This window comes from Spirillospora sp. NPDC127506, from assembly GCF_040302145.1.
Taxonomy (GTDB): domain Bacteria; phylum Actinomycetota; class Actinomycetes; order Streptosporangiales; family Streptosporangiaceae; genus Spirillospora.
The window spans coordinates 81,269-103,941 of the sequence record NZ_JBEORG010000028.1 but is presented as its reverse complement, the minus strand read 5'-3'; the positions used below and the strand labels follow the sequence as shown (position 1 = coordinate 103,941).

General features: G+C 67.6%; 24 protein-coding genes. 11 read left to right on the top strand and 13 right to left on the bottom strand.

Features of this window, described 5'->3' with window-relative positions; genetic code table 11:
* The first annotated feature begins 38 nt into the window (after positions 1-38).
* The 3 genes from ABTW95_RS24755 to ABTW95_RS24745 are packed head-to-tail and all read left to right on the top strand — an operon-like array spanning position 39 to position 2,004.
* Entirely contained in the window at positions 39-1,094 is a 1,056-nt protein-coding gene (locus ABTW95_RS24755) for an ICP22 family protein (RefSeq protein WP_396452958.1), read from the top strand.
* Complete coding sequence (locus ABTW95_RS24750) at positions 1,091-1,363, top strand: hypothetical protein (RefSeq protein WP_396452956.1); 273 nt, start codon at positions 1,091-1,093, stop codon at positions 1,361-1,363. Before ABTW95_RS24755 ends, ABTW95_RS24750 begins: the two co-directional genes overlap by 4 nt.
* Positions 1,360-2,004, top strand: coding sequence for a hypothetical protein (locus ABTW95_RS24745; RefSeq protein WP_500227509.1), 645 nt, complete (start codon positions 1,360-1,362; stop codon positions 2,002-2,004). Before ABTW95_RS24750 ends, ABTW95_RS24745 begins: the two co-directional genes overlap by 4 nt.
* 340 nt (positions 2,005-2,344) lie before the next feature.
* Here the strand turns inward: ABTW95_RS24745 and ABTW95_RS24740 are convergent, their stop codons facing one another.
* Positions 2,345-2,995 carry a hypothetical protein gene (locus tag ABTW95_RS24740; RefSeq protein WP_500227508.1) on the bottom strand — a complete coding sequence of 217 codons (651 nt, stop codon included), beginning with the start codon at positions 2,993-2,995 and terminating at the stop codon, positions 2,345-2,347.
* Entirely contained in the window at positions 2,977-4,299 is a 1,323-nt protein-coding gene (gene hisS / locus ABTW95_RS24735) for a histidine--tRNA ligase (RefSeq protein WP_396452828.1), read from the bottom strand. The genes ABTW95_RS24740 and hisS overlap by 19 nt, the downstream gene beginning before the upstream one ends.
* Before the next feature lie 1,037 nt (positions 4,300-5,336).
* Here hisS and ABTW95_RS24730 point away from each other — a divergent pair.
* Positions 5,337-5,618: a YciI family protein gene (locus ABTW95_RS24730; RefSeq protein WP_396452824.1), complete on the top strand. Its 282-nt coding sequence runs from the start codon at positions 5,337-5,339 to the stop codon at positions 5,616-5,618.
* Positions 5,619-5,648: 30 nt separating this feature from the next.
* Here the strand turns inward: ABTW95_RS24730 and ABTW95_RS24725 are convergent, their stop codons facing one another.
* On the bottom strand, positions 5,649-5,909 hold the full coding sequence (locus ABTW95_RS24725) for a hypothetical protein (RefSeq protein WP_396452823.1): 261 nt from the start codon (positions 5,907-5,909) through the stop codon (positions 5,649-5,651).
* A gap of 396 nt (positions 5,910-6,305) precedes the next feature.
* On the opposite strand from ABTW95_RS24725, the gene ABTW95_RS24720 reads away from it, so the two are divergent.
* The gene (locus ABTW95_RS24720; RefSeq protein ID WP_500227507.1) at positions 6,306-6,731 is read left to right on the top strand and encodes a hypothetical protein; all 426 of its coding nucleotides are present in this window, start codon (positions 6,306-6,308) and stop codon (positions 6,729-6,731) included.
* Between the two features lie 683 nt (positions 6,732-7,414).
* On the opposite strand, the gene ABTW95_RS24715 is transcribed toward ABTW95_RS24720, so the two are convergent.
* Complete coding sequence (locus tag ABTW95_RS24715) at positions 7,415-7,717, bottom strand: hypothetical protein (protein ID WP_500227506.1); 303 nt, start codon at positions 7,715-7,717, stop codon at positions 7,415-7,417.
* Positions 7,718-7,823: 106 nt separating this feature from the next.
* Positions 7,824-8,252, bottom strand: coding sequence for an ATP-binding protein (locus ABTW95_RS24710; protein ID WP_500227505.1), 429 nt, complete (start codon positions 8,250-8,252; stop codon positions 7,824-7,826).
* Between the two features lie 32 nt (positions 8,253-8,284).
* Here ABTW95_RS24710 and ABTW95_RS24705 point away from each other — a divergent pair, with 32 nt between their 5' ends.
* Both ABTW95_RS24705 and ABTW95_RS24700 read left to right on the top strand, forming a co-directional pair.
* Complete coding sequence (locus tag ABTW95_RS24705; protein WP_500227504.1) at positions 8,285-9,169, top strand: helix-turn-helix domain-containing protein; 885 nt, start codon at positions 8,285-8,287, stop codon at positions 9,167-9,169.
* Positions 9,166-9,360: a DUF397 domain-containing protein gene (locus ABTW95_RS24700; protein ID WP_500227503.1), complete on the top strand. Its 195-nt coding sequence runs from the start codon at positions 9,166-9,168 to the stop codon at positions 9,358-9,360. The genes ABTW95_RS24705 and ABTW95_RS24700 overlap by 4 nt, the downstream gene beginning before the upstream one ends.
* A gap of 167 nt (positions 9,361-9,527) precedes the next feature.
* On the opposite strand, the gene ABTW95_RS24695 is transcribed toward ABTW95_RS24700, so the two are convergent.
* Complete coding sequence (locus ABTW95_RS24695; protein WP_500227502.1) at positions 9,528-10,145, bottom strand: hypothetical protein; 618 nt, start codon at positions 10,143-10,145, stop codon at positions 9,528-9,530.
* 53 nt (positions 10,146-10,198) lie between these two features.
* Between ABTW95_RS24695 and ABTW95_RS24690 the strand changes: the two genes are divergently transcribed.
* Positions 10,199-10,447, top strand: coding sequence for a hypothetical protein (locus ABTW95_RS24690; RefSeq protein ID WP_500227501.1), 249 nt, complete (start codon positions 10,199-10,201; stop codon positions 10,445-10,447).
* 17 nt (positions 10,448-10,464) lie between these two features.
* Here ABTW95_RS24690 and ABTW95_RS24685 read toward each other — a convergent pair whose 3' ends face one another.
* Together ABTW95_RS24685 and ABTW95_RS24680 are read right to left on the bottom strand one after the other, a co-directional pair.
* Positions 10,465-11,235, bottom strand: a complete 771-nt coding sequence (locus tag ABTW95_RS24685) for a class I SAM-dependent methyltransferase (RefSeq protein ID WP_500227500.1) — start codon at positions 11,233-11,235, stop codon at positions 10,465-10,467.
* A complete protein-coding gene (locus ABTW95_RS24680; protein ID WP_500227499.1) occupies positions 11,235-12,224 on the bottom strand; it encodes an alpha/beta hydrolase in 990 nt (329 codons plus the stop codon). Before ABTW95_RS24680 ends, ABTW95_RS24685 begins: the two co-directional genes overlap by 1 nt.
* 42 nt (positions 12,225-12,266) lie before the next feature.
* Here ABTW95_RS24680 and ABTW95_RS24675 point away from each other — a divergent pair, with 42 nt between their 5' ends.
* On the top strand, positions 12,267-13,295 hold the full coding sequence (locus tag ABTW95_RS24675; RefSeq protein WP_500227498.1) for a PucR family transcriptional regulator: 1,029 nt from the start codon (positions 12,267-12,269) through the stop codon (positions 13,293-13,295).
* Between the two features lie 215 nt (positions 13,296-13,510).
* Positions 13,511-17,563, top strand: coding sequence for an Eco57I restriction-modification methylase domain-containing protein (locus tag ABTW95_RS24670; RefSeq protein WP_500227497.1), 4,053 nt, complete (start codon positions 13,511-13,513; stop codon positions 17,561-17,563).
* Positions 17,564-17,656: 93 nt separating this feature from the next.
* Here ABTW95_RS24670 and ABTW95_RS24665 read toward each other — a convergent pair whose 3' ends face one another.
* A complete protein-coding gene (locus tag ABTW95_RS24665) occupies positions 17,657-18,676 on the bottom strand; it encodes a glycoside hydrolase family 113 protein (RefSeq protein WP_500227496.1) in 1,020 nt (339 codons plus the stop codon).
* Between the two features lie 111 nt (positions 18,677-18,787).
* On the opposite strand from ABTW95_RS24665, the gene ABTW95_RS24660 reads away from it, so the two are divergent.
* Positions 18,788-19,408, top strand: coding sequence for a TetR/AcrR family transcriptional regulator (locus ABTW95_RS24660; RefSeq protein ID WP_396452903.1), 621 nt, complete (start codon positions 18,788-18,790; stop codon positions 19,406-19,408).
* 61 nt (positions 19,409-19,469) lie between these two features.
* Here the strand turns inward: ABTW95_RS24660 and ABTW95_RS24655 are convergent, their stop codons facing one another.
* Genes ABTW95_RS24655 through ABTW95_RS24640 form a run of 4 tightly spaced genes read right to left on the bottom strand, consistent with a single transcriptional unit; the run spans position 19,470 to position 22,544 of the window.
* Positions 19,470-20,342, bottom strand: a complete 873-nt coding sequence (locus ABTW95_RS24655) for a hypothetical protein (protein ID WP_500227495.1) — start codon at positions 20,340-20,342, stop codon at positions 19,470-19,472.
* Positions 20,343-20,345: 3 nt separating this feature from the next.
* Positions 20,346-20,942 (bottom strand): hypothetical protein, encoded by a 597-nt coding sequence (locus tag ABTW95_RS24650; RefSeq protein WP_396452906.1) that lies wholly within the window; start codon positions 20,940-20,942, stop codon positions 20,346-20,348.
* The gene (locus ABTW95_RS24645; protein ID WP_500227494.1) at positions 20,939-22,129 is read right to left on the bottom strand and encodes a hypothetical protein; all 1,191 of its coding nucleotides are present in this window, start codon (positions 22,127-22,129) and stop codon (positions 20,939-20,941) included. The genes ABTW95_RS24650 and ABTW95_RS24645 overlap by 4 nt, the downstream gene beginning before the upstream one ends.
* Positions 22,122-22,544 carry a hypothetical protein gene (locus ABTW95_RS24640; protein WP_396452908.1) on the bottom strand — a complete coding sequence of 141 codons (423 nt, stop codon included), beginning with the start codon at positions 22,542-22,544 and terminating at the stop codon, positions 22,122-22,124. The genes ABTW95_RS24645 and ABTW95_RS24640 overlap by 8 nt, the downstream gene beginning before the upstream one ends.
* Positions 22,545-22,673: the final 129 nt, after the last annotated feature.

The following is a 22,673-nucleotide window of genomic DNA, read 5'->3' as shown; positions in this document are numbered from 1 at the left end:
TTGCACAGTGACGCCCGACCAGAGGTGCGGGGGTACCGATGGGCAGTGAGGGGCCGGACGTCCACCTGGACGTCCCGCAGCTCAAGGTGGACGAGATCACGCTGGAGGTCGAGGACCTGCGGGCGCGGGTCTCGCTGTCCGCGGAGGTCCTCGACCTGCTGCGGCTGAACGTGGGCGCGGACGTCGTCCTCGGCAAGGTCGAGCTGGGGATCAAGGGGGTCGAGGCTCAGGCGCTCCTCGACGTCCGACTGGACAACGTGGTCGTGATCGTCGACCGGGTGCTCACCACGCTAGACCGCAACCCGGAGATCCTCCAGCACATCGGACGCGGCGTGGAGTCGGCGGTCCGCGACGTCGGCGCCGGAACGGGAACCGCGGTGGACCAGGTGGGCCGAGGCGCGCGCGGCGCCGTCGAGGACGTGGGCCGCGGCGCTGGCGGAGCCGTCGACAGCGTAGGCGAGGGCGCCGGAAGCGCCGTCCGCGACGTGGGCTCAGGAGCCGGGGGCGCGGTGAAGGACGTCGGCTCGGGTGCCGGCGGCGCGGTGAAGGACGTGGGCTCCGGGGCTGGAGGCGCGGTCGAGGACGTCGGCTCAGGCGCCGGCGCGGCAGCCGAAGACCTGGGCAAGGAAGCCGGAGACACGGTCGCCGCCACCACCGGAGGCGCCACGGACGACAAGACCGCCGAACCCCCCGAAGACGCCAAGCCGGACAAGGACTCCGAGCAGCCCAAGGATGCGGACCAGCCGAAGCACACCGACGACGAGGACGCCGAGAAGCCCGAGAAGCCCAGGCCAACCGAGGGCGCTGGCGGCGAGGAGGCGGGAGAGACCGAGAGCACCGGCGGCGAGGAGGCCAGGAAGGACGAGAGCCCCGGGCCAACCGAGGGCGCCGGTGGCGAGGAGGCCGGAAAGTCCGAGAGCCCGGCGGAGGAGACCAAGGACACCGGCGACGAGGACGAGCAGAACGCCTCTGACACAGAGCAAACGGAGGTCACGGCTCCTCGGGACGCGTTCCGCGAGGCCGAGGAGTCCGTGCGGGACCTGGGAAAGGCGCTCCTCCGCGTGCTCTCGAACTACGCCGGGTCGTCCAAATGAGTCGCGACGAGCGGTCCGGAACCGAACAGCCGATAGAGATCCGCTTCTCGGCGAAGGTGAAAGCCGACGAACTCCGCTTCAACACCGCTCCCGAAAACCGGGTGGTGTTCACCGGTGACGCCGCTGTGGAGTCCACGTCCGGCAGCACCCGGACCAACCTGCCGGACGAGGTCGAAGAGCACGTCACCTACCGCGACGTCGAAATCCACTACGCGATCGAGGCGAAGCTGCCCCGGATAGACGGCTTCAGCGGCGACCCGGCACGTTGACCACCCGTTCACGCCCAGCCGCCAATACAACCAGCGGCTCGGCGCTAAATGAGTTCGACCCTGTTGCTTTTCTCAAGACGCGCCTCAATGGGGCGCTTGAGAGTCAACTGTCGTTGGCGGTCGCGAACGTCAAACGTCTGCGGCGGGTTCACCATGACAAGACTCTCGCAGAGCTTATCGCTTACATGGACAAATTCTCCTTCGGCGCTGCTGTAATCGCTGGAGCGACTCAAGGTGCAGCAGCGGCCGGGGCGAATACGGCGATGCAAGCCGCCGTGGTCGACTTGCCCGCCTCCTTCGAAGCCTCGGTGCTGTACGCGCTGTCAGTGGCCGGAATACACGGGCTTGATCCTGAAGATATCGAGCGACGCACACTTCTGATGCTAGTCGCTCTTGTAGAAGACTTTTTTGGGAACTGTGACCATGGAACCGCTGATCGGTCGCACGGCCCCACACGGACAAAGAAGGTTGTTCAGACGATCCGGATGTCGATGATCAGCAAGGTGAACAACATCCTCGACCCGCGATTTGTAACGAAGCGGGGGACGAAGCAAGGTGCGCTCGTCCTCGGCACGCTGGTCCCTGCCTCATCGGAGTCGCTGTCGGTGGAGTTGGGAAAAGTGCGTTCGGCTGGTGTGTGATCAAGTTGACTCGGATGGTCCTCGGTCCGCCTCCCGGGTCATGGAACGATCTCACTGAAACAAGCGGCGCCGCGTCGAGGTGATGGTGATCGACCGGCCCGCCGCTGACGGGCAGGACCGGGTGGGGCGTTGGCCCGCCGGCCGGCCGCGTGCATCTATGACAATAGGCCAGTTTCCCGGTGGTTCCCCGGTGCGGCGTCTGGCGAGCCGGTTGTGACAAGTTCGGACGTGATGAGACCCGTGACGAACCGCCAACCCTTGGACGCGGCTGACCGCTCGCATGCAGCACTATGGTGCCGGGCCCTTCCGCTGGAGAAGAGGAAGGGCCCGGCTCGGATGGTTACTCGTCCAGGTAGAGCAGTGCGGTGATGGTTTTCTTGCAGATGTCGCAGTGCATGGGGGCTTCCTCGGAGGCCAGGTCGCATTCCACCGTGGTGACACGGTCGATGGCGCCGGTTGCTTCCTCGGCTGCCCATGCTCGTTCCCAGCGGTCCGTGTTTGCGATGAGGTCATCGACGTAGCGCGCGGTCATCTCGTAGAACGCGCGGACGCCGTGCTCCTTCATGTGGCGCCAGTTGAACTGGAGAGACAGCAGGGCGATGGGGAAGGGATGCTCGACGAGGCCCTTGGCCCAGCGTTCGGAGACATCGTCGATGTCCAGACGGGCGACACGCTCGTCCAACATCTGCCAGGTTCCGTTCCGGTCGTACTCGATGAGCACGTCGTCGAGGAGTTTGCGGGCGTCGGCTAGATTGGCGGTCTTCCTCTGGAAGAGGACGGATATGTCCCGTCCGAGTTGGGCGTTGGTGCCCTTACGTGCCTGGTCGATGGCCTGCTTGAGTTGCACCGCGTAGGCCGATTCCCATGACAGGCACTCCCCGAAGGCTGACCAAGGGTCGGGGAACCCCCTCTGTTCGATCGCGGCGAAGATGCGATCCCCTTGCACACCCATCCATCGCTCCAATCGTGGAGTTACCTCGGCGGCGCGCACCTCCCGGTGAGATACGCGGCAAGCTCGGCGGGTGAGACTTGGGCCTGCTCTCCGGAATCCATGTCCCGCACCGTGACCACCCCCGCCTCCTTGTCGGAGGCCCCATAGATCAGCGCGAACCGCGCCTTGCGGTCAGCGGCCCATTTCAGTTGCTTGGCGAGTTTGCGGCTGGCGCCCAGGTACACCTCCGTACGCAGGCCGGCGTCGCGGAGTCGTGCGGCGAAACCCATGACCTCAGGTGCGGTGTCCTCGGCGATCACCGTTGCCGCGACGTCGATCCGGTGCGCGTCGCCCTCGTCGTCGCCGAGCAGGCCGATGATCCGTTCGACACCGAGAGAGCCGCCGCAGGCCGGCACGTCCGGGCCCCCGAGTGCGGAGATCAGCCGGTCGTAGCGGCCGCCGCTGGCGATCGAGCCCGGCATGCCTTCGGCGACCACCTCGAAGATCACACCGGTGTAGTAGTCCAAGCCCCTGACCAGACTCGGAGTGAACGAGATCCGGTCATCGCCCACCTTCGGGGACGCCAATCGCAATAGGCGGCCGATCTCCTCCAGACCCGCACGTCCGGCCTCGCTGTCCTTCAGCGTTGTCTGCATGCGCTCTACGGCATCGGCGGCCGTCAGGTCACCCACTAGCGCATTGGCGATGTCAGGTGCCAGCGACCGGGAGTCCACCAACTCGGCCGCGACCTTGTCGGGTGAGAGCTTGTCGAGCTTGTCCAAGGTTATGAGCACGCCGCCGCCGAGCTCGGCGGGAACGCCATAAACCTCCAGCAGACCCGACAGTGCCTGCCGCGAGTTCACCAGCACCCGGTAGTCGCGCACGCCGACGGCGTCAAGCGCGTCGGTGAGCGCGCACACTACTTCGGCGTCGGCCAGCGGCGACGCCGAACCGACCACGTCCACGTCGCATTGTGCGAACTCGCGGAACCGTCCCTTGCCTGGACGGTCGGCCCGCCACACCAGCCCCATCGCATAGCGCTTGTACGGTGTCGGTAGCTGTGAGCCGTAGCTCGCGACGACCCGGGCCAACGGGACTGTCATGTCGTAGCGGAGGGCGAGGTCCGCTTCGCCGGTGGCCTCGTGCTCCCCGCGGCGCAGGATCTTGAAGATCAGCTTGTCGCCCTCGTCACCGTATTTGCCGGTCAGGGTCTCCAGGCGCTCGAACGCCGGCGTCTGCAGGGGCTCGAACCCGTACCGCTCGAACACCTCGCGGATTTGCGCGAAGACGTGCTCGCGGGTGCGCAGCGCACCGGCGAGGAAGTCGCGGGTGCCCGAAGGGGGGTCGAACTGCTGTGACGCCATGGGAACTCCTGACCAACGTAACCGGGTAACGAGACAAGGCAAGGCATGGGAACAGGTCCACATCCGGACGCCATGCGAGCCGGGGAACCAACGCCTTCCGATCGTATCGACGGCACTGCGTCCGGGCCTTGCAACCGCACATCAGCGCGTCCACCCGTACCCCATCGGGGACACCGATGAGTGGCGGCACTGGAAAACCTGCCCCGGCTGGGTGATCGGGGCAGGGCGCCGGTTGTTGTGCGTCAGACGGGATTGGCTAGAGCGTCCAGCCAGATCGTTTGCTTGTCGGGTGTGACGGTGATGCCGGAGCGGGTGATGTCGGGGCGTCCTCACTTGAGCCATTGCAGGTAGGCGGCTTCGGTCTCGTCCTAGAGGGAGCGGTCGCCTGCCTGTTGAACCTCGTAGTCGGGTAGGCCGGGCTCGTAGTCGACTGAGGCCCACGAGCCATGGTGGGATTCGCGGTCCAGGACCCACAGGATCGCTCCGGTGGCGTCGGAGTAGAACCTTGAGACCACGCCCGGCACAGGACGGCCACGGCAGGGTCGACGCTCGGCGGGCCGTAGGGGAGTGAGCGGGGGTCCAGGCCCGTGCGGCTTACTCGACGTCCCTCTGGACGGCTTGCACCCATGATCGGGCCGACCCGTGGGCGAGGCGCTGAGCACGCATCACCATGTAGTCGGCCGATCCGGCGAATGTGCCCACGGCCGTCCCATCGTTGAGGACGTCCAGGCGCAGAACGGCGTCACACCCGAACCCGGCAGAGAACAGGGTCGCGATACGTCCGCCCGGCCGGGCCAACGCAGCTGGGCAGCCAGATCGATGACTACCTCGTGAGACGAAGGGATTACGAAATCCTTCTCCGGCGCGATGGCGGTGCGGGGAGCACACGCGTGCGCGCGGTGCCGGCGGGGCCGGACCCGGCGGGCGACGCCGGCCGTCCTCAGCGGCGTGATGCCCCGGTCAGGTGGCGTGCATAGGCTGCGGATAAGGGTTGCAGGGGAAGGACGGCGATCGGCGGGCATCGGAGGTCATTGCTCATGAAGTACGTCGTCTTCTACGAGTCGGCCGAGGATGTCGCGGCCAAGGCGCCCGCGTTCTTCGCCGAGCACGTCGCGCACTACGAAACGTACGTCGCGGACGGCAGCCTGCTGATGATCGGCACCTTTGCCGACCCGCAGGCGGACGGTTCGATGGCCGTCTTCACGACCCAGGAAGCGGCGGAGGAGTTCATCCGCCGCGATCCGTTCGTCCGCCACGGTGTCGTGTCCAGCTGGACGATCAAGGAATGGGACGAGGTCCTGGACCGCGGGCAGGCCTAGTGCGAGCTCGTCGCCGTTGCTCTGGTGCGGTCAGGGGCGGTTCAGCGCGCGGACGATGAGCTGGCCGATGACGAGGTAGAGCAGCGCCGCGAACCCGTAGTTCAAGACGACCCCGAGTGTGGCGTCGTCGGGGGTGAAGACGTCGCCCAGGCCGAGCACAAGGGCCTTGGCCACGTTGTAGATGCCGTGGACGAAGCCGTTGCCCTGGTTCGCGCCGAAGATCACGAAGACGATGTGCAGCAGGAAGATCGACACGATGATGCCGGTGACCACGTGAACCACGTTGGCCACGGTCCTGGCACCGTCACGGCGACGCTGGGCGCCGGGATGACGCTGATACGGGGTCTGCTCCGCCGTACGGCGGAGGATTATGGGGCTCTTGATAGTAAGGAGGAGGATTGTGGGGGCTATGGCCGTATGGGGGAGGATGTGCCATGGCTCCGCACTGTAGGGCTACGCGTACTGATTGCTACAGCCCCCGTGGTTCATTATTTTCGTCGGGCGACCGTGGTTTTAGTAGACCAAAGCGATGTTCGAGGCCGGTCGTACCGCCCTGATCGACACATGCCCGTCCATGAGATGGCCGGGATGCCGCGGCTCGGAGGACGGGGTTCGTTGCTCGGCGAGGCGGGCCGGTGGTCGGGTGTGGCCATCCCGGGCCCGACGCCCCTACCTTGGACGATCACGATGATCATTGGCCGTGGCGGCCGGGAGGGGACGTTGCAGGAGCCCTCGGTTTCACCCGGGAAGACCGGCGCGAAGGAGCGGGGTCCGCTGCGGAAGGTCGCCGTGTTGGCGGGGGGCTTCGCCGTCTCCTACGCGCTGGTGCTCACCATCATCAGCGACACCTTCTTCTGGTTCGCGATCCCGGGGATGCTGGGCCTTGCCACCGTCGTGGCCCTGGTCGTGCATGCCGTGATGAGCAGGTCGCCCGGGAACGACGACATGAAGGTTCAAGCGAAGCGTTTCGCCATGATCGCGCTGGTCGCCGTGGTGATGGTGGCTGTGCCGCTGGTCGTGGACGTTCGCTACCTCTATCCGTTCGTGGGCGTAGGGATCATGACCTTCGTCCTGGGAGGAAGAGTCTGGATCGAGCAGAAGCGCAGAGCCTGAGGCCGGCGAACCGGGCGTCACCGATCTCGCGGAGCGCGGACTTGGTGTCGCCCTTCGATAGATGAGCGGACGCCCGCCGCTTGGCCTGCTGCGTCCGCAAGTAGGCGACCTCCGTGCGCACCACCGGATCTGGGACGCGACCCGCCGCCTCGTCCCCCGGCACCCACGTTCACGTGCACGGGGACGGTCACGGTGTGCTCCTTGAGCGCGGGAAGCTCCACCCAGGTGGGCTCCAGCGTCGCCACCTCGGCCAGTCCCAGCGCGGGAATCGCCGGGATCTCGAAGACCACCAGCAGCTTGCGCCGTTCGCTGGCGTAGAAGCCGTCGAGCCCGGCCCGCACGCCGTTCGGTCCGGCCGACGAGGCAGCTGGACGGCCCTGACCTGCTCGGACGGCCGGATCAGCACGGACGCGGCCTGGGCCACCAGGTCCAGCAGGTTGTCGACCTCGCCGACGATGAGCTGGGCGGCGGTGTCGGGCTCGAAGCAGGAAGACCAACCGGCGACGGTTGGAATCCCCCGCCTTTAGGCCGGGGAGGAACTCAATGGCGCAGCCTCCGGATCAGGCGGCGGGTTCGGTGCACCAGGCCCGGCCCCAGCACGTAACCCGCCATGGCTCCGAACAGGAGGCAGACCGCTCCGAAGAGGAGGAACAGCCGTGCGAGTTGAGCGAAGTCGGCTCCCCTCACGGACGGGCTCCGACTGCTCGGGCGATCGTGGCGGCTGCGGTGGTCGGGGCCTCGGCCGCGCTGATCGCGGCGCCGGTGCCGGCCCAGGTGAACACCCAGGCGCCGCCGATGTAGTCGGCGCCGACCTCGGTGAATCTGCCGGGTGACTCGGCGTTGATCACGTACAGGACGGGTGTGCCGCTGCGCTGGACGATGCCGCACGACATCCCGCCGCGCTCGCGGACGGCCTCATCGAGAGTGGCCAGGAACAGACGCCGCCCCGGTATCGGCATGGCCGTCTGATCGTCAATGGTGGTCATCTTCGTGCTACCTCGCGTCGGGGGCATGGCTGGACTGCTGGTGCGGGCGTGCTCCTCGGGCCGTCTGGGGGCCGGTGCTCTGGTCGTGACGGCGGGCTCGGAGCCGCTACGGGTGCATGCGCGACCACACCCACTTGCCGCCGGCCGGGTCGGCGGTGACACCGCACTTGGCGGACAGGGCCCGGACGATGTGAAGACCCCAGCCGCCGTTGTCATCGAACGCCCCCTCGGACAAGTCGAGGTCTTCGAGGGTGAGTTCGGTCATCGGCGTGGCCTTGGGTAGCTCGTGGTCGGCATCCCAGACGGCGATGGTGATCCCGTAGGCGTCCCGGCTGAGCTGGAGACGGATCTCCTTGTCCGGCGTCTGGCGGGCCGCGTTGGTGACGAGTTCCGAGACGATGAGAAGCGCGCTGTCGAGAATGTGTGAGTAGTCCCATTTGCGGATTTGTGCGTCCACGAAAGCGCGCGCCAGTCCCACTGCGGAAGGTGTGCCCGTAAGGGGCATGATCGGCTCTACGGTCGCCGTCATCGCCATCGTCCCGTCCTTGCCCGAGATTCCGATTTCCTGTGACAAGGATCACCGCACTGTTCTACGTTTTGCCTGTAGTCATCGAAGATGAATACAGGGAGGGCGCAATGCCGATCGTTCGCGAACCCCTCGACCCGAAGGTGTCGATGTGGTACTTCCTGGCCTTCTACCTGCGGTTTTGGCGAGAGAAGATGGGGCTATCGCTGACCCAGTGCGGAGAGATCATGGGAGTAACGCGGGGCACTGTATCCAACTTCGAGGCGGGGCGGCGGCGCCTGCAAGACGATCATGTTCGGGCGCTTGATCAGCACTTTGGGACGGGTCTGCTATTTCAGCTCTTGCTCTGGTTTGCCCGAATGGCGCATGACCCCAACTGGGGAAAGCAACTCGTCAAGTACGAGCAGGAGGCGACCCTGATCAAGGCCTACCACGGCCAGGTCATCCCGCTCGCCCTCCAGACCGACGAATACACCTGGGCGTACGTCCAGTCCGGCACGCCGAAGAACTTCGAGGCCGCGATGGAGAGGCGCGTTGCTCGAAAGAAGTCCTTCTTCGAGCGGGGGACTGAGGTCGAGATGTGGGCAACGATCGATGAGAGCGTGCTGGCACGTGAGGTCGGCAGCCCGGAGGTGCACAAGGCGCAGTTGGAGCACCTGCTCCGCATGGCTGACCTGCCGCAGGTCAGCCTACGTATCGTCCCGTTCAAGTCAGGCGCTCATCTTGGTGTTGACGGATCGCTCCAGATTCTCAGCTTGGAGAGCCGCGACATCGCCTATTCGGGTGCCCAGAACGGTGGCCGCTTGATCGAAACGCCTGGCGAGGTTCGTGAATTGTCGGTTAAGTTCGATCGTATCGGCGCGAAGGCGGCCTCCCTGGAGGACTCGCGCGAGATCATCAAGCGGTACTTGGAGAGCTACGAATGATCATGCAGTGGCGAAAGAGCACCCACAGTGGCGGAGCGGATGACGAGCACTGCGTTGAGCTGGGACGTCTTTCGTCCGGGGTTGGGATCGGGGTGCGGGACAGCAAAGATCCGGATGGGGGACACCTCACCTTGTCCGTTGCGGAGTTCGCCAACCTGATTGAGCAGGTCAAGCAGCACCCGACCCGCTGATCGTCCGACCTGATCTTCGAACAAGCTCCGGCGTCCCCGACCTGGTCGGACCCCGGCTGTGCCTCGGCTATGGGGTGACATGTGGGGCGTTCCGGGGTCACCGGCGTCCTTGCGGGCGCCTTCCGGTGGAGTTCAGCGGAGTTCAAGTCGACTGCCGTGGGGCGGGATCATGCCGCGACGGAGCGCTCGATGTGGGGGCGCAGGGCCGCCTGGAGCTTCTTGGCGTCGGGTTCCTGGCGGATGGTGTCGCCGGAGCCCACCTTGTAGGCCGTCGGGCACGATTCGGCGCCCGGCACGTTGATCCGGCCGACCGGCTTGGCGGTCTCGGCCTCGTACAGCTGGACGATGTACGAGGTCTTCAGCAGCGCGACTTTCGTCGCATGCTCAGGGTCGATCGCAGTGCCCAGGAAATGCCAGTACAGGCATTCGCGGAGTTCCTTCCGGGGACCGGCGGTGTCCTGGTAGACGCAGGCGACCAGCTGGGGGCCGGGAGGAGAGCCGTCCTGGCCCGGCTTCCACTGGTCAGGGATGTCCATGCTCCCGACCTGGGCATACCGCAGGTTGAGCGCCACCGGGTGCGGGCCGTCGCCCCGGTAGGGCTCGCCCCTCTCCACGTAACGGGTGTCGGACCGTGCTCCGCCGCCGGGATGCTCAGGGCAGAACTCGGACTCGGACGCCGGCGGCGCGGGCGGGTCGTCCAGCATGCCCGCCAGTTGGATGCCGCCCAAGATCGCCGCGACACCGACCCCCAGGACGGCGAACGCCCAACGATCCGACCTGCGCATGCCGACCATTCTGCAGGGGGGAGCGGGCATTCGGGCGTCGGCGGGCCGATCCGTTGATCGAGAACAGGTCGGCGGTGGGGGCCGGTGCCGGGTGCTGGACGGCCGGCCGCCCACCGCGCTACGAAAGGCGTTCCGGGCGTGTCACCAACCGCGAACTGCGCCGCTCGGCCCACCGCAGCGTCGTCGCACTGGAGCGCGACGTCCGCGGCTGGGTCAACGAGTGGAACACCGATCCCAAGCCGTTCGTGTGGACCAAGCCCGCCGACGAGATCCTCGAAACCCTCGCCGCATACTGCCAATGAATTAGCTACTCAAGACACTAGATGGGTTTGGTCGCCGTCACGAGTCTCGTTGGGAAGAAGGGGGCGCCCAGCCACATTCGCCAGCCGAGGCTGCGGCGTTCCACGTCGGTCATGCCCAGCTCTTCCAGGCGTCCGCGGTATCGGTTCGTGTGGAGCAGGTCGCCGATGGCAAGGCGTCCGCCGGGGCGCAGGACGCGGACGGCCTCGTCGATGGCGGCCTGCCGACCTTCACGGGACGGGACGTTGTGCACGGCCAGGTTGCTGATGACCAGGTCGAAGGACGCGTCGACGAACGGCAGCCGCCGCATATCGCCGGTCTCGACGTCGACCCGGTCGGCCACGCCTTCGAGTTCGGCGTTGCGGCGGGTGGCGTCCGGGCTGTTGCCGGACTGGTCCGCACGCCAGAGGTCGAGGCCGACCGCGCGGCCGTGGGGAAGCAGCTTGGCGGCGGAGACGAGCAGGGCGCCGCGTCCGCAGCCCAGGTCCAGGACGTGCTCGTCGCCGCGCAGCCGCAGGCCGCCGAGGACGCGGGCCCACACCTCGAACTTCCCGACGCGGGACGCCCGCAGGTACGAGCCCACGAACAGCGCGAAGGCGAGCGCTGACAAGCCGAACACCACGGCGGCGGTGACGGCGCCGGTCACGGCGTTGCGGATCGTCAGCGTGACCAGAGCGATGCCGATCAGGGCGAGGATCACGGCGTGTCCGCGTGGGGGGATCACGCGGAAGTCGCCGTCGATGCCGTAGTCGCCCAGGGGGCGGCGCAGATCCGGCCGGATGTCGCTCATCAGTCGCCCTCCCCGGCCAGGGCGCGGCGCAGGACGGCGCCGAGTTCGGCGATCTGCCGCTGCGACACGTCGGCGGACAGGATCGCGTGCGAGCCGTGGAACGTCCCCGGCCACTGGTGCAGTTCGACCGTGACGCCCGCCTGGAGCAGGCGCAGCGCGTAGTCGATGTCCTCGTCGCGGAGCGGGTCGAACTCCGCGGCGGACACGTACGCCGGCGGCAGGCCGGACAGGTCGTCGGCGCGGGCGGGGGCGGCGTACGGGGTCGCGGGGGCGTCGCCCAGGTAGTGCCGCCACACCGCGGTGAGGCTGTCGCGGTCCTGCCAGGGGGTGTCGGTGAAGTTGCGCTGCGACCACGTCTCCTGCCGGTCGTCCAGCGTGGGCTGGTTGAGGAGCTGGAAGCGGATCGGCGGCCCCTGCTCGTCGCGCGCCCTCAACGCCGCCCCGGCCGCGAGGCCCGCGCCGGCGCTGTGGCCGCCGACCGCGATCCGGTCCGGGGGGACGCCGAGGTCGGACGCGTTCTCCGCCGTCCACTCCAGCACGGCGTAGACGTCGTCCAGCGCGGCCGGGAACCGGTGTTCGGGGGCCCGGCGGTAGTCCACCGAGATCACGACCGCGCCGGACGCCCCGGCGAGCCGGGTGGCGGTCGGGTGCTCGGTGTCCAGGTCGCCGACGATCCATCCGCCGCCGCGCAGCCAGACGACGGCGCCGTGGGCGGGGCTCGGACGGTAGATCCGCACCGGGACGCCCGGGACGCCCGGGGCGGCGGGCACCGTGCGGTCCTCGACCTCCATGCCCTCGGTGCCCGGGGCCGCCGCCGCGGTGACCTCCTTCGGCGCCGCGGCGGCCAGCTCGGCGAGCTGCTTGCGCGCGGCGATCGGATCGCTCAGGTCGGTCTTCGGGATGAACGGGAGGAACGCGTCGAGTTCGGGATCCATGACGTCCATCCTGATGACGACGGCCGCCGGGATCATCCGCCGTGCGTCGCGCATTCGCCCCGGGCCGCGCGACGACCGTGGCCTTATCCTTCGGACATGGAGGCTCTGGCCGTCCGCCTGTCGGGACTGGACTCGTACGCCGAGGGCGCGATCCGCGTCGTCGTCTTCTACGACACGCTGATGCGCCGGCGCGTGGACCTCCCGGCGCTCGCGCGGGCGTCCGCGGGTCTCGCCGAGTGCCCGGCCGGCATCCGGATCCACGGCACGGGGCAGGTCGTCCGCGCCGCGTCCGACGGCACGCCGCTGTCCGGCCCGCCCGGGGCCGCGTCCAGCACGGTGCCGATCGTCCTCGACGAGGAGGAGATCGGCGCGGTGTGGCTGGAACGCCCCGGCCCGCCCGTCCCGCTGGACGAGGTGCTGCTGGACCGGCTCGCCATCGCCGCCGCGGCCGTCCTCGAACGGTACGGGCCCGCCCGCACCACCATGGCCGACCCCGCCCTCGTGGAACTGGCCATCAGCGCCGACGGCGACCAGGCGGCCAGGGCCCGCGCGCTGCGCCTGCTGGGCTTCGCCGCCTCCGCGCCGCTCTGCGTCGCCGCGGTGCGGTCGGCGCTGCCCCTCGACCGGGTCGCCGGGCTGGTGTGCGCGTCCCGCCCGGTCAAGTCGGCACCGCTCGACGGCGTGGGCGTCATCATGGCCGCCGCCATCGACACGTCCGGCTTCCCTCCGGACGTGCGGGCGGGCATCGGCGCGGCCGGGAGCCCCGACCAGTCCTGGCGTCAGGCCCGTACCGCCCTCCGCTTCACGGCGCCGCGGCGCCCCGTCGTCCACTACGACGACCTGGGCGCGCTGGCCCTGCTCGCCCGGATCCCTCCGGACGCCATGCGCGACAACGCCGACGTCGCCGCGATCGCCCGCCTGTCCGCGGAGGACCTGGAGACCCTGGACGCCTACTGCGCCACCGGCTCCCTGCGCCGCGCCGCCGACGTCCTCCACCGGCACCACAGCAGCGTCGCCCGCCGCCTCGACCAGATCGGCAGCACCCTGGCCGCCGACCTGACAACCCCAACCGGCCTGACCCGGGCCCGGCTCGCCTTGGCCGCCTGGAACCTCCTGAACGACTGACCAACACCCTCCCGGTGGTGGGCGAGTCCACGTGCGTGACGGACTTCCCCACCGGACGACGACTTCCAGCGATTCGCCGGCCGCCGCAGCACACAAGGCCGTTGATCCCACCGCCTCATGCAAAAGACGTAGGTGCGCCTGATGCGGGAGGGAGAGGAGGACGGACCCGTCGCGGCCTAGTAATGGGATACAGGCCGAAGTGGGAGGGCCGATGAATGGCGCGATATGCCAGGCGTCAGGAGGACTTCGACCACACGAGATGGCTCGGTCTGATCGATATCACCGGTCCGTTCCTCAGCCTCCCGGTCCTCCGCCGCACCTGGCCCGCACTCGACGCGCTGGGCAAGGAGACCCGTGAACGTCTCCGGCTGGAGCACAAAGCTTTTCCTGGACGACCGTGGATCGACTTCGTCCTGACTGAACTTCTTGGCTGGGGAGAACTCGTCCAGTTCGAGGACGACATCGCCGACCTTGCCATGGACGTCCCCACGCATGACACGACGGTAGCGCCGTCCTTCGCGCTGCGCGAGCCGGGGGCCGACGCGGGGACGGACGCGAAGTCCATCCGTGTTCTCGGCCTCATATGTGCCGGGCACCCGAACCAGCGCATCAAGGAGTCTGACTGGCCGGCGACACCGGCGGATCGGCTCGCACAGCTCTGCCGCCACCACAACGTCCCGCTCGGACTCGCCACCGACGGACGCTGGTGGGCGCTGATCTGGGCTCCGCGCGGCGGCGTCACCACAACGGCCGTCTTCGACGCGGGTAACTGGCAGGAGGCGGCGGAACGCGATGTCGTCCGCGCGTTCGTGTCCATTCTCTCCCGGACGCGATTCTTCGGCGTCCCGGACGACGAGACGCTGCCCCACCTCTTGGAAGCGAGCAAGGACAGCCAGGAGGAGATAACCGAGGCGCTGGGCGTCCAAGTGCGCCAGGCCGTGGAGCTGCTCGTCGCGGCCATCGGACGCGCCCACACCTCAGATATCGCCCGGGGCGGCACCGGGATCGGTGACATTCCCGCTCGCGAGGTGTACCGCGGTGCCGTCGCCGTATTGATGCGCATCATTTTCCTCCTCTGCGCGGAAGAATGCGGACTGTTACCCGCGGACAGGCCGCTCTACAGGAAGTCCTATTCAGCCGGGCTTCTGTGCAGTGAACTTGAGGAGCGCGTCCGGGATGGCAGCGAGGAGGACCTGGAACACACCCATGCGGGATGGTCCCGTCTTCTTGCTCTGTTCAGCGCGGTCTACCGAGGCATCGACCATCCGGACATGCCGATACCGCCCCATGACGGCTCCATCTTCGATGCTGACCGCTACCCATGGCTGCCGGAGACGATCGACGACCGTACTGTCTTGCACATTCTGCAGGCGGTGCAGTACGTGCAGATCGGGGCGGGGAAGTTGCGTGAGCGGCGCAGGCTGTCCTTCCGGACCCTGGCTGTAGAAGAAATTGGATACGTTTATGAAGGACTCCTCTCGCACGACGCCTACTATGCTGATGAAACGTATGTCGGGTTGATCGGAAGGCCGGGCCACGAAGAGGAGGTGGCTCTCGCCACGCTCGAAGATATGGCGAGTGCTTGCCCGGATGTCTCCTCCTTGGCCGCCAGACTCGCTGAGGAGTACAAAGACTCCCGTATCGGATCTCCAAAGGCTATCGAAAGACGTCTTGCACCCCTTGCGCAGGCCGAGAAGAAAGAGGCGCAGCGTAAGCTGCTAGCGGTTACTTGGGGTGACTATGAACTGGCCGAACGGCTCTTGCCCTTCTTTGGCCTCATCCGCCGGGACCTACGCGATCTGCCGATGGTCATCCTGACGGACGCGCTGTACGTGACCGAGTCGTCCCTCCGTCAGAGGACGGGTGCCCACTACACGCCGAGTGAGCTCGCGACCAAGGTCGTTGAGAGCGCCCTGGAACCACTTGTCTACTTCCCAGGCCCAGTGCAGACCGCAGACCGTAAAGAATGGGTCCCCCTCTCGTCGGACGAGATCCTTTCGTTGAAGATCGTCGACATCGCGATGGGATCGGGGGCGTTCCTGGTGGCAGCCTGCCGCTATCTCGCCAATCACCTGGTCGGCGCATGGATCAGTGAGAACGACGAACGCGTCCGCGACTACGAATCCGCAGCCACGGTCCCGAGCTTCGACGCCGATGCCGACTCGGTGGTTGTCGAGGCCCGCCGCCAGATCATCGAGCATTGCCTCTACGGTGCTGACATCAACGATATGGCGGTGGACATCGCCAAGCTGTCGCTATGGCTGGTCTGCCCCGACCGTCCGTTTGCCTTCCTGGACGACCGCCTTATGATCGGCGATTCCCTGCTGGGCATCACGTCCCTCGACCAGCTCGAAGTCATGCACATGGACGCGGAACGAGGCCGCGCTCTCCATGAGGACGACGGCGCCCTCTTCGATCTGACCTCGGAGATCCGCGCCCTCGTTCGCCGCGTCGCCATCGAGCGTCGCCGGTTGGTCGAGATCGAAGGTACCGACCTGAACAAGCTGGATGACAAGCGCCTGATCCTGGACGGAGTCGCGCGAGACACCGAATGGGCCCAGCTCCTCGCCGACCTCACCACCGGAGCCGCCCTCGCCCATGCTGGCAGGGGCAGAACCGGCCTCGACACCGCCTCGAAACTGGCCGTGGCGACCGCGCGCGAAGCTATGTCCGGCGATGACAGCGCTATCCTCGCAGTTCGCCGTCGATGCGGGCTGTGGCTCCGCGCGGATCTGCCGGACGGAGCCATCGATCGCCGCCCCCTCCACTGGCCGCTAGTCTTCCCAGAGGTCTTTGAGAGCGGCGGCTTCGACGCCGTCATCGGCAACCCGCCCTTCCGAGGGGGCTCAAAGATCAGCGGTTTGTTGGGAGGCGCCTACCGGGATGCTCTGGTCCAGGTGGTCGCCGGTGGTGCCAGGGGCAACGCGGACCTGGTCGCCTACTTCCTGATCCGTGCCCACGAAATCTTGGGATCGGATGGACAGACCGGTTTGGTCGCCACGAACACCCTTGCACAGGGTGGAACGCGCGAGGTGGGTCTGGATCGGATCTGCGCGACCGGGACATGCATTCGTAGAGCGATCAAGAGTGAGCCGTGGCCTTCGAAGAGGGTTTCACTTGAGTACTGCGTGGTCTGGACGTCAAAGGCTCCCCTCGGAACGGCAGCCGAGTGCGTGGCGGATGGGGAAGTTGTTCCGGGTATAACCGCGGCTCTCGACCCGATAACGCGTGTCAACGGGGTGGCAGAGCGTCTTGCTCGCAATAGTGGCCTCGCCTTCGAGGGGACGAAGGTCACAGGCAGTGGTTTCATCGTGTCGGCTGACTGGGCTCGTCGATTGCTGCGAGACGACCCAAAGTATGAGGAAGTGCTCTACCCGTACTTGAACGGCGAAGATATCGTTTTCAGGCCCGACTCCTCTGCCAGTCGCTACGTCATCAATTTTCATGACTGGAGACGAGAGCAGGCTGAATCTTATCGCGAGTGCTACGAAGTGGTTCGGCGCCATGTGCTCCCTGTGCGGATGAGAAGTTCGAACAAGGCGATCCGTGAAAAGTGGTGGTTATTCGAACGTCCTCGCGATGCGCTTTATCGGGCTATAGCTCCGCTGGAGCGTGTAATAGTGCTCACGAAGGTGAGTAAAGCCGTCATGCCCGTTATGGTGCCATCCGGGCGAGTTTTCTCCCATGCGCTCAACGTCTTTGCGACAGAGGATCCCGCGGTCTTGGCTTTTCTCAGCAGTTCGCCCCACTACTGGTGGTCGGTGTCGCGGGCCTCCTCAATGAAGGCGGACCTTCGCTACACGGCATCGGACGTGTTCGAGACATTGCCGCTGCCGGGGATGACGACCGAGATGCGGGTGCTAGGGGACCGGTTGGATCGGTTCCGGCGCGATCTCATGCTGGCAAGGCAGACTGGGCTCACGAAGACGTACAACCTGGTGAACGACCCGCAGTGCATGGATACGGACATCGTGGAGCTCCGGCAGATCCACGAGATGATCGATGAGGCGGTGTGCCGGGCGTACGGATGGGACGACCTGGTCCCGCAACTCGACCACGGCCACTACGACACCGGACGGGAAATGCGCTACACCGTGCCCCGGGCCGTCCAACGGGAACTTGTGGATCGCCTCCTTGAACTGAACCATGAGCGCTACGCGGCCGAGGTCGCCGCTGGCCTTCATGACAAGAAAGACAAGGGAGCCAGAAAGGTCAGACGCACAAGGGGCGCGACTGGTGGCTCCCACCAGCCGGATGGGCTCTTCTAGACGTCGCCTCCTTGGCCCCTGACCGCCCGGATTCGGTGCGCTGAGGAAGCGTGGCCCGACGTCCGCGAGGGGACGGGCCTTTAGATCAGCGGGTCAGCGGTAGTGGTCGGCGACGGCGAAGAAGGCGGCCTTCGGTTCCCAGGGCATGTCGGGGTAGGTGGCGCCGCGGCCGTTTTCGAGGACCTTGACGATGCCGTAGCTCGCCAGGTCCAGGTCGTCGCGCGGATCTCCGCCGGGGCGGTGCGGGTGGTCGTAGAGGGCGAAGATGAACACGAACGCGCTGTCGACGCCTTCGGCTTCGAAGACGTCCAGGACTTCGCTCAGGTAGGCGGCCTGGCCGGCTTCGTCGCGGGCGTACTCGCCGTTCAGCCGGACGGGCGCGCCGGTGTCCTCGTCGTACTCGACGATCTCCAGGCCGCGTGCGCCCATGTCGCCCGCGCCGCGGAAGCAGGCGGAGCCGAACTCGGTGATCGCGACCGGCTTGCCCTGCGCGACGAGCGTGCGGACGCCTTCGCGGAACCGGTCGGCGATGCCGGCCGACCGGTAGAGGTCCATGGAGACGATGTCGAAGAGCGTCCAGTCCACGTTGTCGAGCTGGACGGCCGCGTAGGTGATCCGGCCGCCGAAGCGTTCCCGGACGAGCTTCACGGCGTCGCCGAGGAAGGCGTTCACGCGGCGACCGGCCTCGGTGATCAGGCCGCGCGGGCGCTCCGGCCGGCTCAGGAGGCCGACCCGTTCGGCCAGGGAGTCGCCGGGGAGGAAGCCCTTGTTCATCAGGGTCAGTTCCGCGCCCGTCACGAACACGACCTCCGCGCCCCGCCGCCGGAGCCGCTCGGCGCGTTCGGCGCAGTCGGCGAAGAGCGCCAGCATCTCCTCGCCGGTCAGCTCCAGGGGATAGGGCGAGAACCAGACCTCGAGGCCCAGGTCGGCGGCCAGCGTCGCGGCCAGTTCCAGCCGGTCGGGGTCGCCGCCGCTGACGCGGACGGCGTTGCAGTGCAGGTCGTCCCGGATGATGCGGAGTTCGCGCTCGGCCAGCGCCGGGTCGAAGTGCTCGCGGGAGTTCCGCCCGTCGCGGACGAAGCCGGTGTCGTAGGTGATGCCCTTGGCTCGCATGGAGGGTCCTCTCTTCCAACTAGGGTACGGATCGTACCCTATTTGCGTCCCGTGCGGCGGCGACGCCAACCTTGGCGAGGAACGGGCGGTACCGGACATGGGGACGAGGGCATGGCGGGCGATCCGGAGAGGCGACCAGGTGGCGGGCAGACGCGGCGCCGCGGCGCCGTCCTGGAGGAGGCGATCCTCGACGCCGCCGCCGCGGAGCTCACCGAGTCCGGGTTCTCGGGGCTGACCATGGACCGGGTCGCCGAGCGCGCCCGCACCAACAAGAACGCGATCTACCGCCGCTGGCCGAACCGGCTGGCCCTCGGCATCGCCGCCTACCGGCGGCTGGCCAGGACCGTCCAGCCGCCCGACACCGGCAATCTGCGCGACGACGTCCTTGAGCAGCTCCGCCGGGCGAACCGCCACTGGAGTTCGCCGCTCGGCGCGATCCTGCGCGATCTGCTCGCGGCGGCGGGCGGGGCGCCGGAACTCCTGGCGCAGCTACCGGACCAGTCGGCCGACGCCGTGGCCGCGCCCTGGCTGACCATCCTCGGACGCGCCGTGGCGCGAGGGGAGGCCGCCCCGGAGGCACTCCACCCCCGCGTTGCGACCGTGGCGATCGTCCTGCTCCGCAACGAGTTCGTGGTGCGCGGCGTCCCCACCGCGCCTGACGAGGTGCTCGTCGAGATCGTCGACGAGGTGTACCTCCCGCTGGTGCGCCGACGCGGCACGCCGGACGGCTGACCCGCGCGATGCGGGACGCCCTCGACGCCCTGGTGACGTCCGTATGTGGACGTGCAAGTGCTCACGAGTCCATTCGGATGCGGAGATGGTGAAGGGCGTGCTCGTAGGCGGCTCGTTCGTGTGCGAGGTCTGACCAGTCATCGGGTGCTTCGGCGACCTTGAAGCAGTCCTCGCCGGTGAGGCCCCACACTTCCGATTCCACCCAGGACAGATGCCGGTACTTGCGCGGGGCCATGGCCTGGGAGCCGAAATCCCACCCGACCGCCGACACCGGGCGCCCGGAGAACTGCTCGCGGGCCCGGTCCACGTAGCGGGCCGGCGTGAGCGTGTCGGGATGCAGGAACGACAGGTCGAATCCGTTGCCGCCCAGGCCGAACGCCGCGAGGCCGTACAGGAACGTCGCCTCGATGCCCCGGTTCGCGCAGAACTCGGCGATTCTGGTGGCGCCCACGAGTGTGCCCGCGTAGGAGATGACGAAGACCCGCCGGAGCGGGTGGACGGCCAGGAAGTGCCGCAGCGCGGTGATGATCGTCTCGCCGGAGGCGACGGTGTCGCCGATGAGCAGGGTCTCGGCCGGCGCCTCGAAGCAGCAGTACGGGACCTCGATGCGGGCGGTGTCATGAGCGACCGACGTCCGCGAGGTGGCGATCAGATTGATGGGCAGGTTGTGGCCCGTCTCGGCCGAGACGGCTTCCGCGAGCTGGTAGATGAGCCCCTTGCTCAGAATCACCAGTTCGGCGGTCTGCCCGGGCCGGTACTCGTCGGCCAGATGGGCGATGAAACACCGGCTGGAACGGAGGCAGGCCGCGCGGAATCCGGTCCCCATGAGGTTGCGGTCGAAGAGCAGTTCCTCAAGGGCGTCGTTGTGGACGATATAGAGCCGTGGGTCGTCCCTGACGAGTTCCGCGCTGCTCCGTTCCAGCTCGGTGTTCAACTGTCAGCGTCCTCTGGCCATGGAAGGCTCACGCAGGTGTTCGAGGGCGGCCAGCATGGGCGGATCGCCCGGCAGGACGTTGTCGCGGTATTCCGTGATGGCTTCCTCAAGCCATCGGGGCATGTGGTGGACATCGCGGGCTTTCTGCGGTGCCAGCTCCGGCAGCATCTCCCCGGCGGCCACGAAATCGTCGACGACCGCGGAGGCCAGCGCGGCCACGTGCGGGTGGACGTAGTCGCGGACGAGGACGCCCCGGTATTCCAGCTCGTCCGCCCGGTACTTGGAGTTGCGCGGGGCGACGACGATGATCGGGGTGCCGAGGAGGGCGGCGGCCGACATCTCCACCCCGATGCCGATCCCGCGCCGTTCCCGGGCGTCCACGACGACCGCTGTGGCGACCATCACCTGGTACATGTCGCGGCCGAACTGCCCGAGCGTGTTGGACGGGTCGGTGATGGGGTCGTCCGGGTTCAGGAAGACGACTTCGTGAGGTGCGGCGCCTTTGGTGACCTCCAGCCGCTCGATATCGGACCAGCAGAGTTTCTTCTCGTCCGAGGCGCCCTTCATGATGGAGCCGGAGCAGTATATGGATATGGTCATCGATCGTCTCTCCAGGTCGTTCTGCCATTGAGTGTGAAATCGGCCATGGTGCCGGCCACGGCCTGCACATTCGACTTCGCCTCGGCATAGGTGCGGGCGGGCCGGAATCCGCGTGATCGGCGTACCGCAAGGACGGCGATCCGCAGCGCGTCGAGTGAGGCCTCGTTGAAGGCCCGGTCGATGACGAGCCCGAACGAGGGCAGGGAGCGCAGCCGCAGCAGCTCGTTCCACTCGGCGATGCGGTGGACGAATTCCGCGATGCCGAGCCAGTGCAGCACCGTGTCGAGGCGCCGCGCCGACGGGAGCCTGCCGTCCATACCCGCTGACCTGCGGCTGAGCCCGCAGGTCAGGTCGCCCGCGGGCAGGTCCGCGAGGATGGCGGCGTCCAGGTCGAGGAGGTAGCTGCGCAGGTAGGCGCGGGAAAGGAAGAAGGCGAGCGAAGTTCGTTCGGCGGGTGAAAGAGGCACGGGCAGGGTGGGTTCCACGAACCGCGCGATGAACGCCTGGCCTTCCAGCCGTTCGGGGGTCCGTGCGAGCAGCCGTTCGGTGCGTCCTCGTGGCCGGTGCCATCTGCGTGCGGTCCCGCGCGCGACGCGGTGCAGTTCTCCGCCGGGCTGCAAAGCAGCGCGCCACAGTTCGCCGATTCCGGCGGCCGTTCCGCCGCCGTGCCGAGGAGCCCAGAGGAAATCGGGACTGGCGCAGATTCCCCGCAACCCGGCGTGACGGTAGGGGTTGTGCCGGTCCCGCCGGTACTCGTGGACCTTCATTTCCCGGTAGTCGGCGAGGTCGGGGACCGGGGCGACGTAACGGAGCGCGCCCGCCCGCACCAGCGGCTCGATGCACCCGAGGAAAATCGGGTACCAGGGGATCTCGAAAATGTAGGACGCGGGGATGAGCAGATGCCGCTCGGTCAGCAGCAGGGCCAGCCGCGTGGCGTCCAGGGCCTGGGTCAGCGTGAGCGCCGCGTGCCTTTCGCCGACGTCGACGCCGTAGCACGCCATGATTTCCGGGTTCGTGTACTGGACGAAGACGGGCCGCTCGCGTTTCACGGCGCTTCCGGCGGCGGGGGATGGCTGCGATGCGCCGCCCAGCACGGCGGTGACGTAGATGTCTCGGGCCGCGACGAACGCGTCGCGTCTCGCCCACACCTGCTGGGTGGGAGCCGGGCGTTCCAGCTCCTCACCCATCGTCGTCCAGGGTCAGGGATATGTGCTGGTCGCGGCCCGCGATGAATGCGTTCCGCCCGGTGGTGATGTTCTGCACGACGTTGACGCCGTCCGCGTCCGGCAATAACTCTCGGACGTGTTGGACGAAGTCCTGGAGTTCGGTCGAAGCGTCCGTGTGCTCGGCGAGGAAGGCCGTCAGCAGGGCCGTCCAGCGCGCCTGCTCGGCCGCCGCGGCGGCCCGTTCGGGCGGGCGGCTCCGGGCGACCCTGCCCGCCGACTCCTCGAGTTCGCGGGTCAGCTCCGACTCGGCGGACCGCGCGCCGCGGCCGACGATCTGTGCGAGCCGCGTCCGCGCCGTGCCCCAGAAATCGGTCGTCATGGCCTCGACGAGGGCCGCCGCGACCGCACCGGCGAGCCCTGCCAGCGCGGGATCCATGTCGGTGCACCTTCCCGATCTGCCGCGGTCGCCCGTGTCCCTAATTCCGGCCCCATTATGGGACGCTAATCGCGGATCTTCCAGGGTCATCGCGCATGAGGAAGGTCGCGGCCGGAGCACACTCGCCTT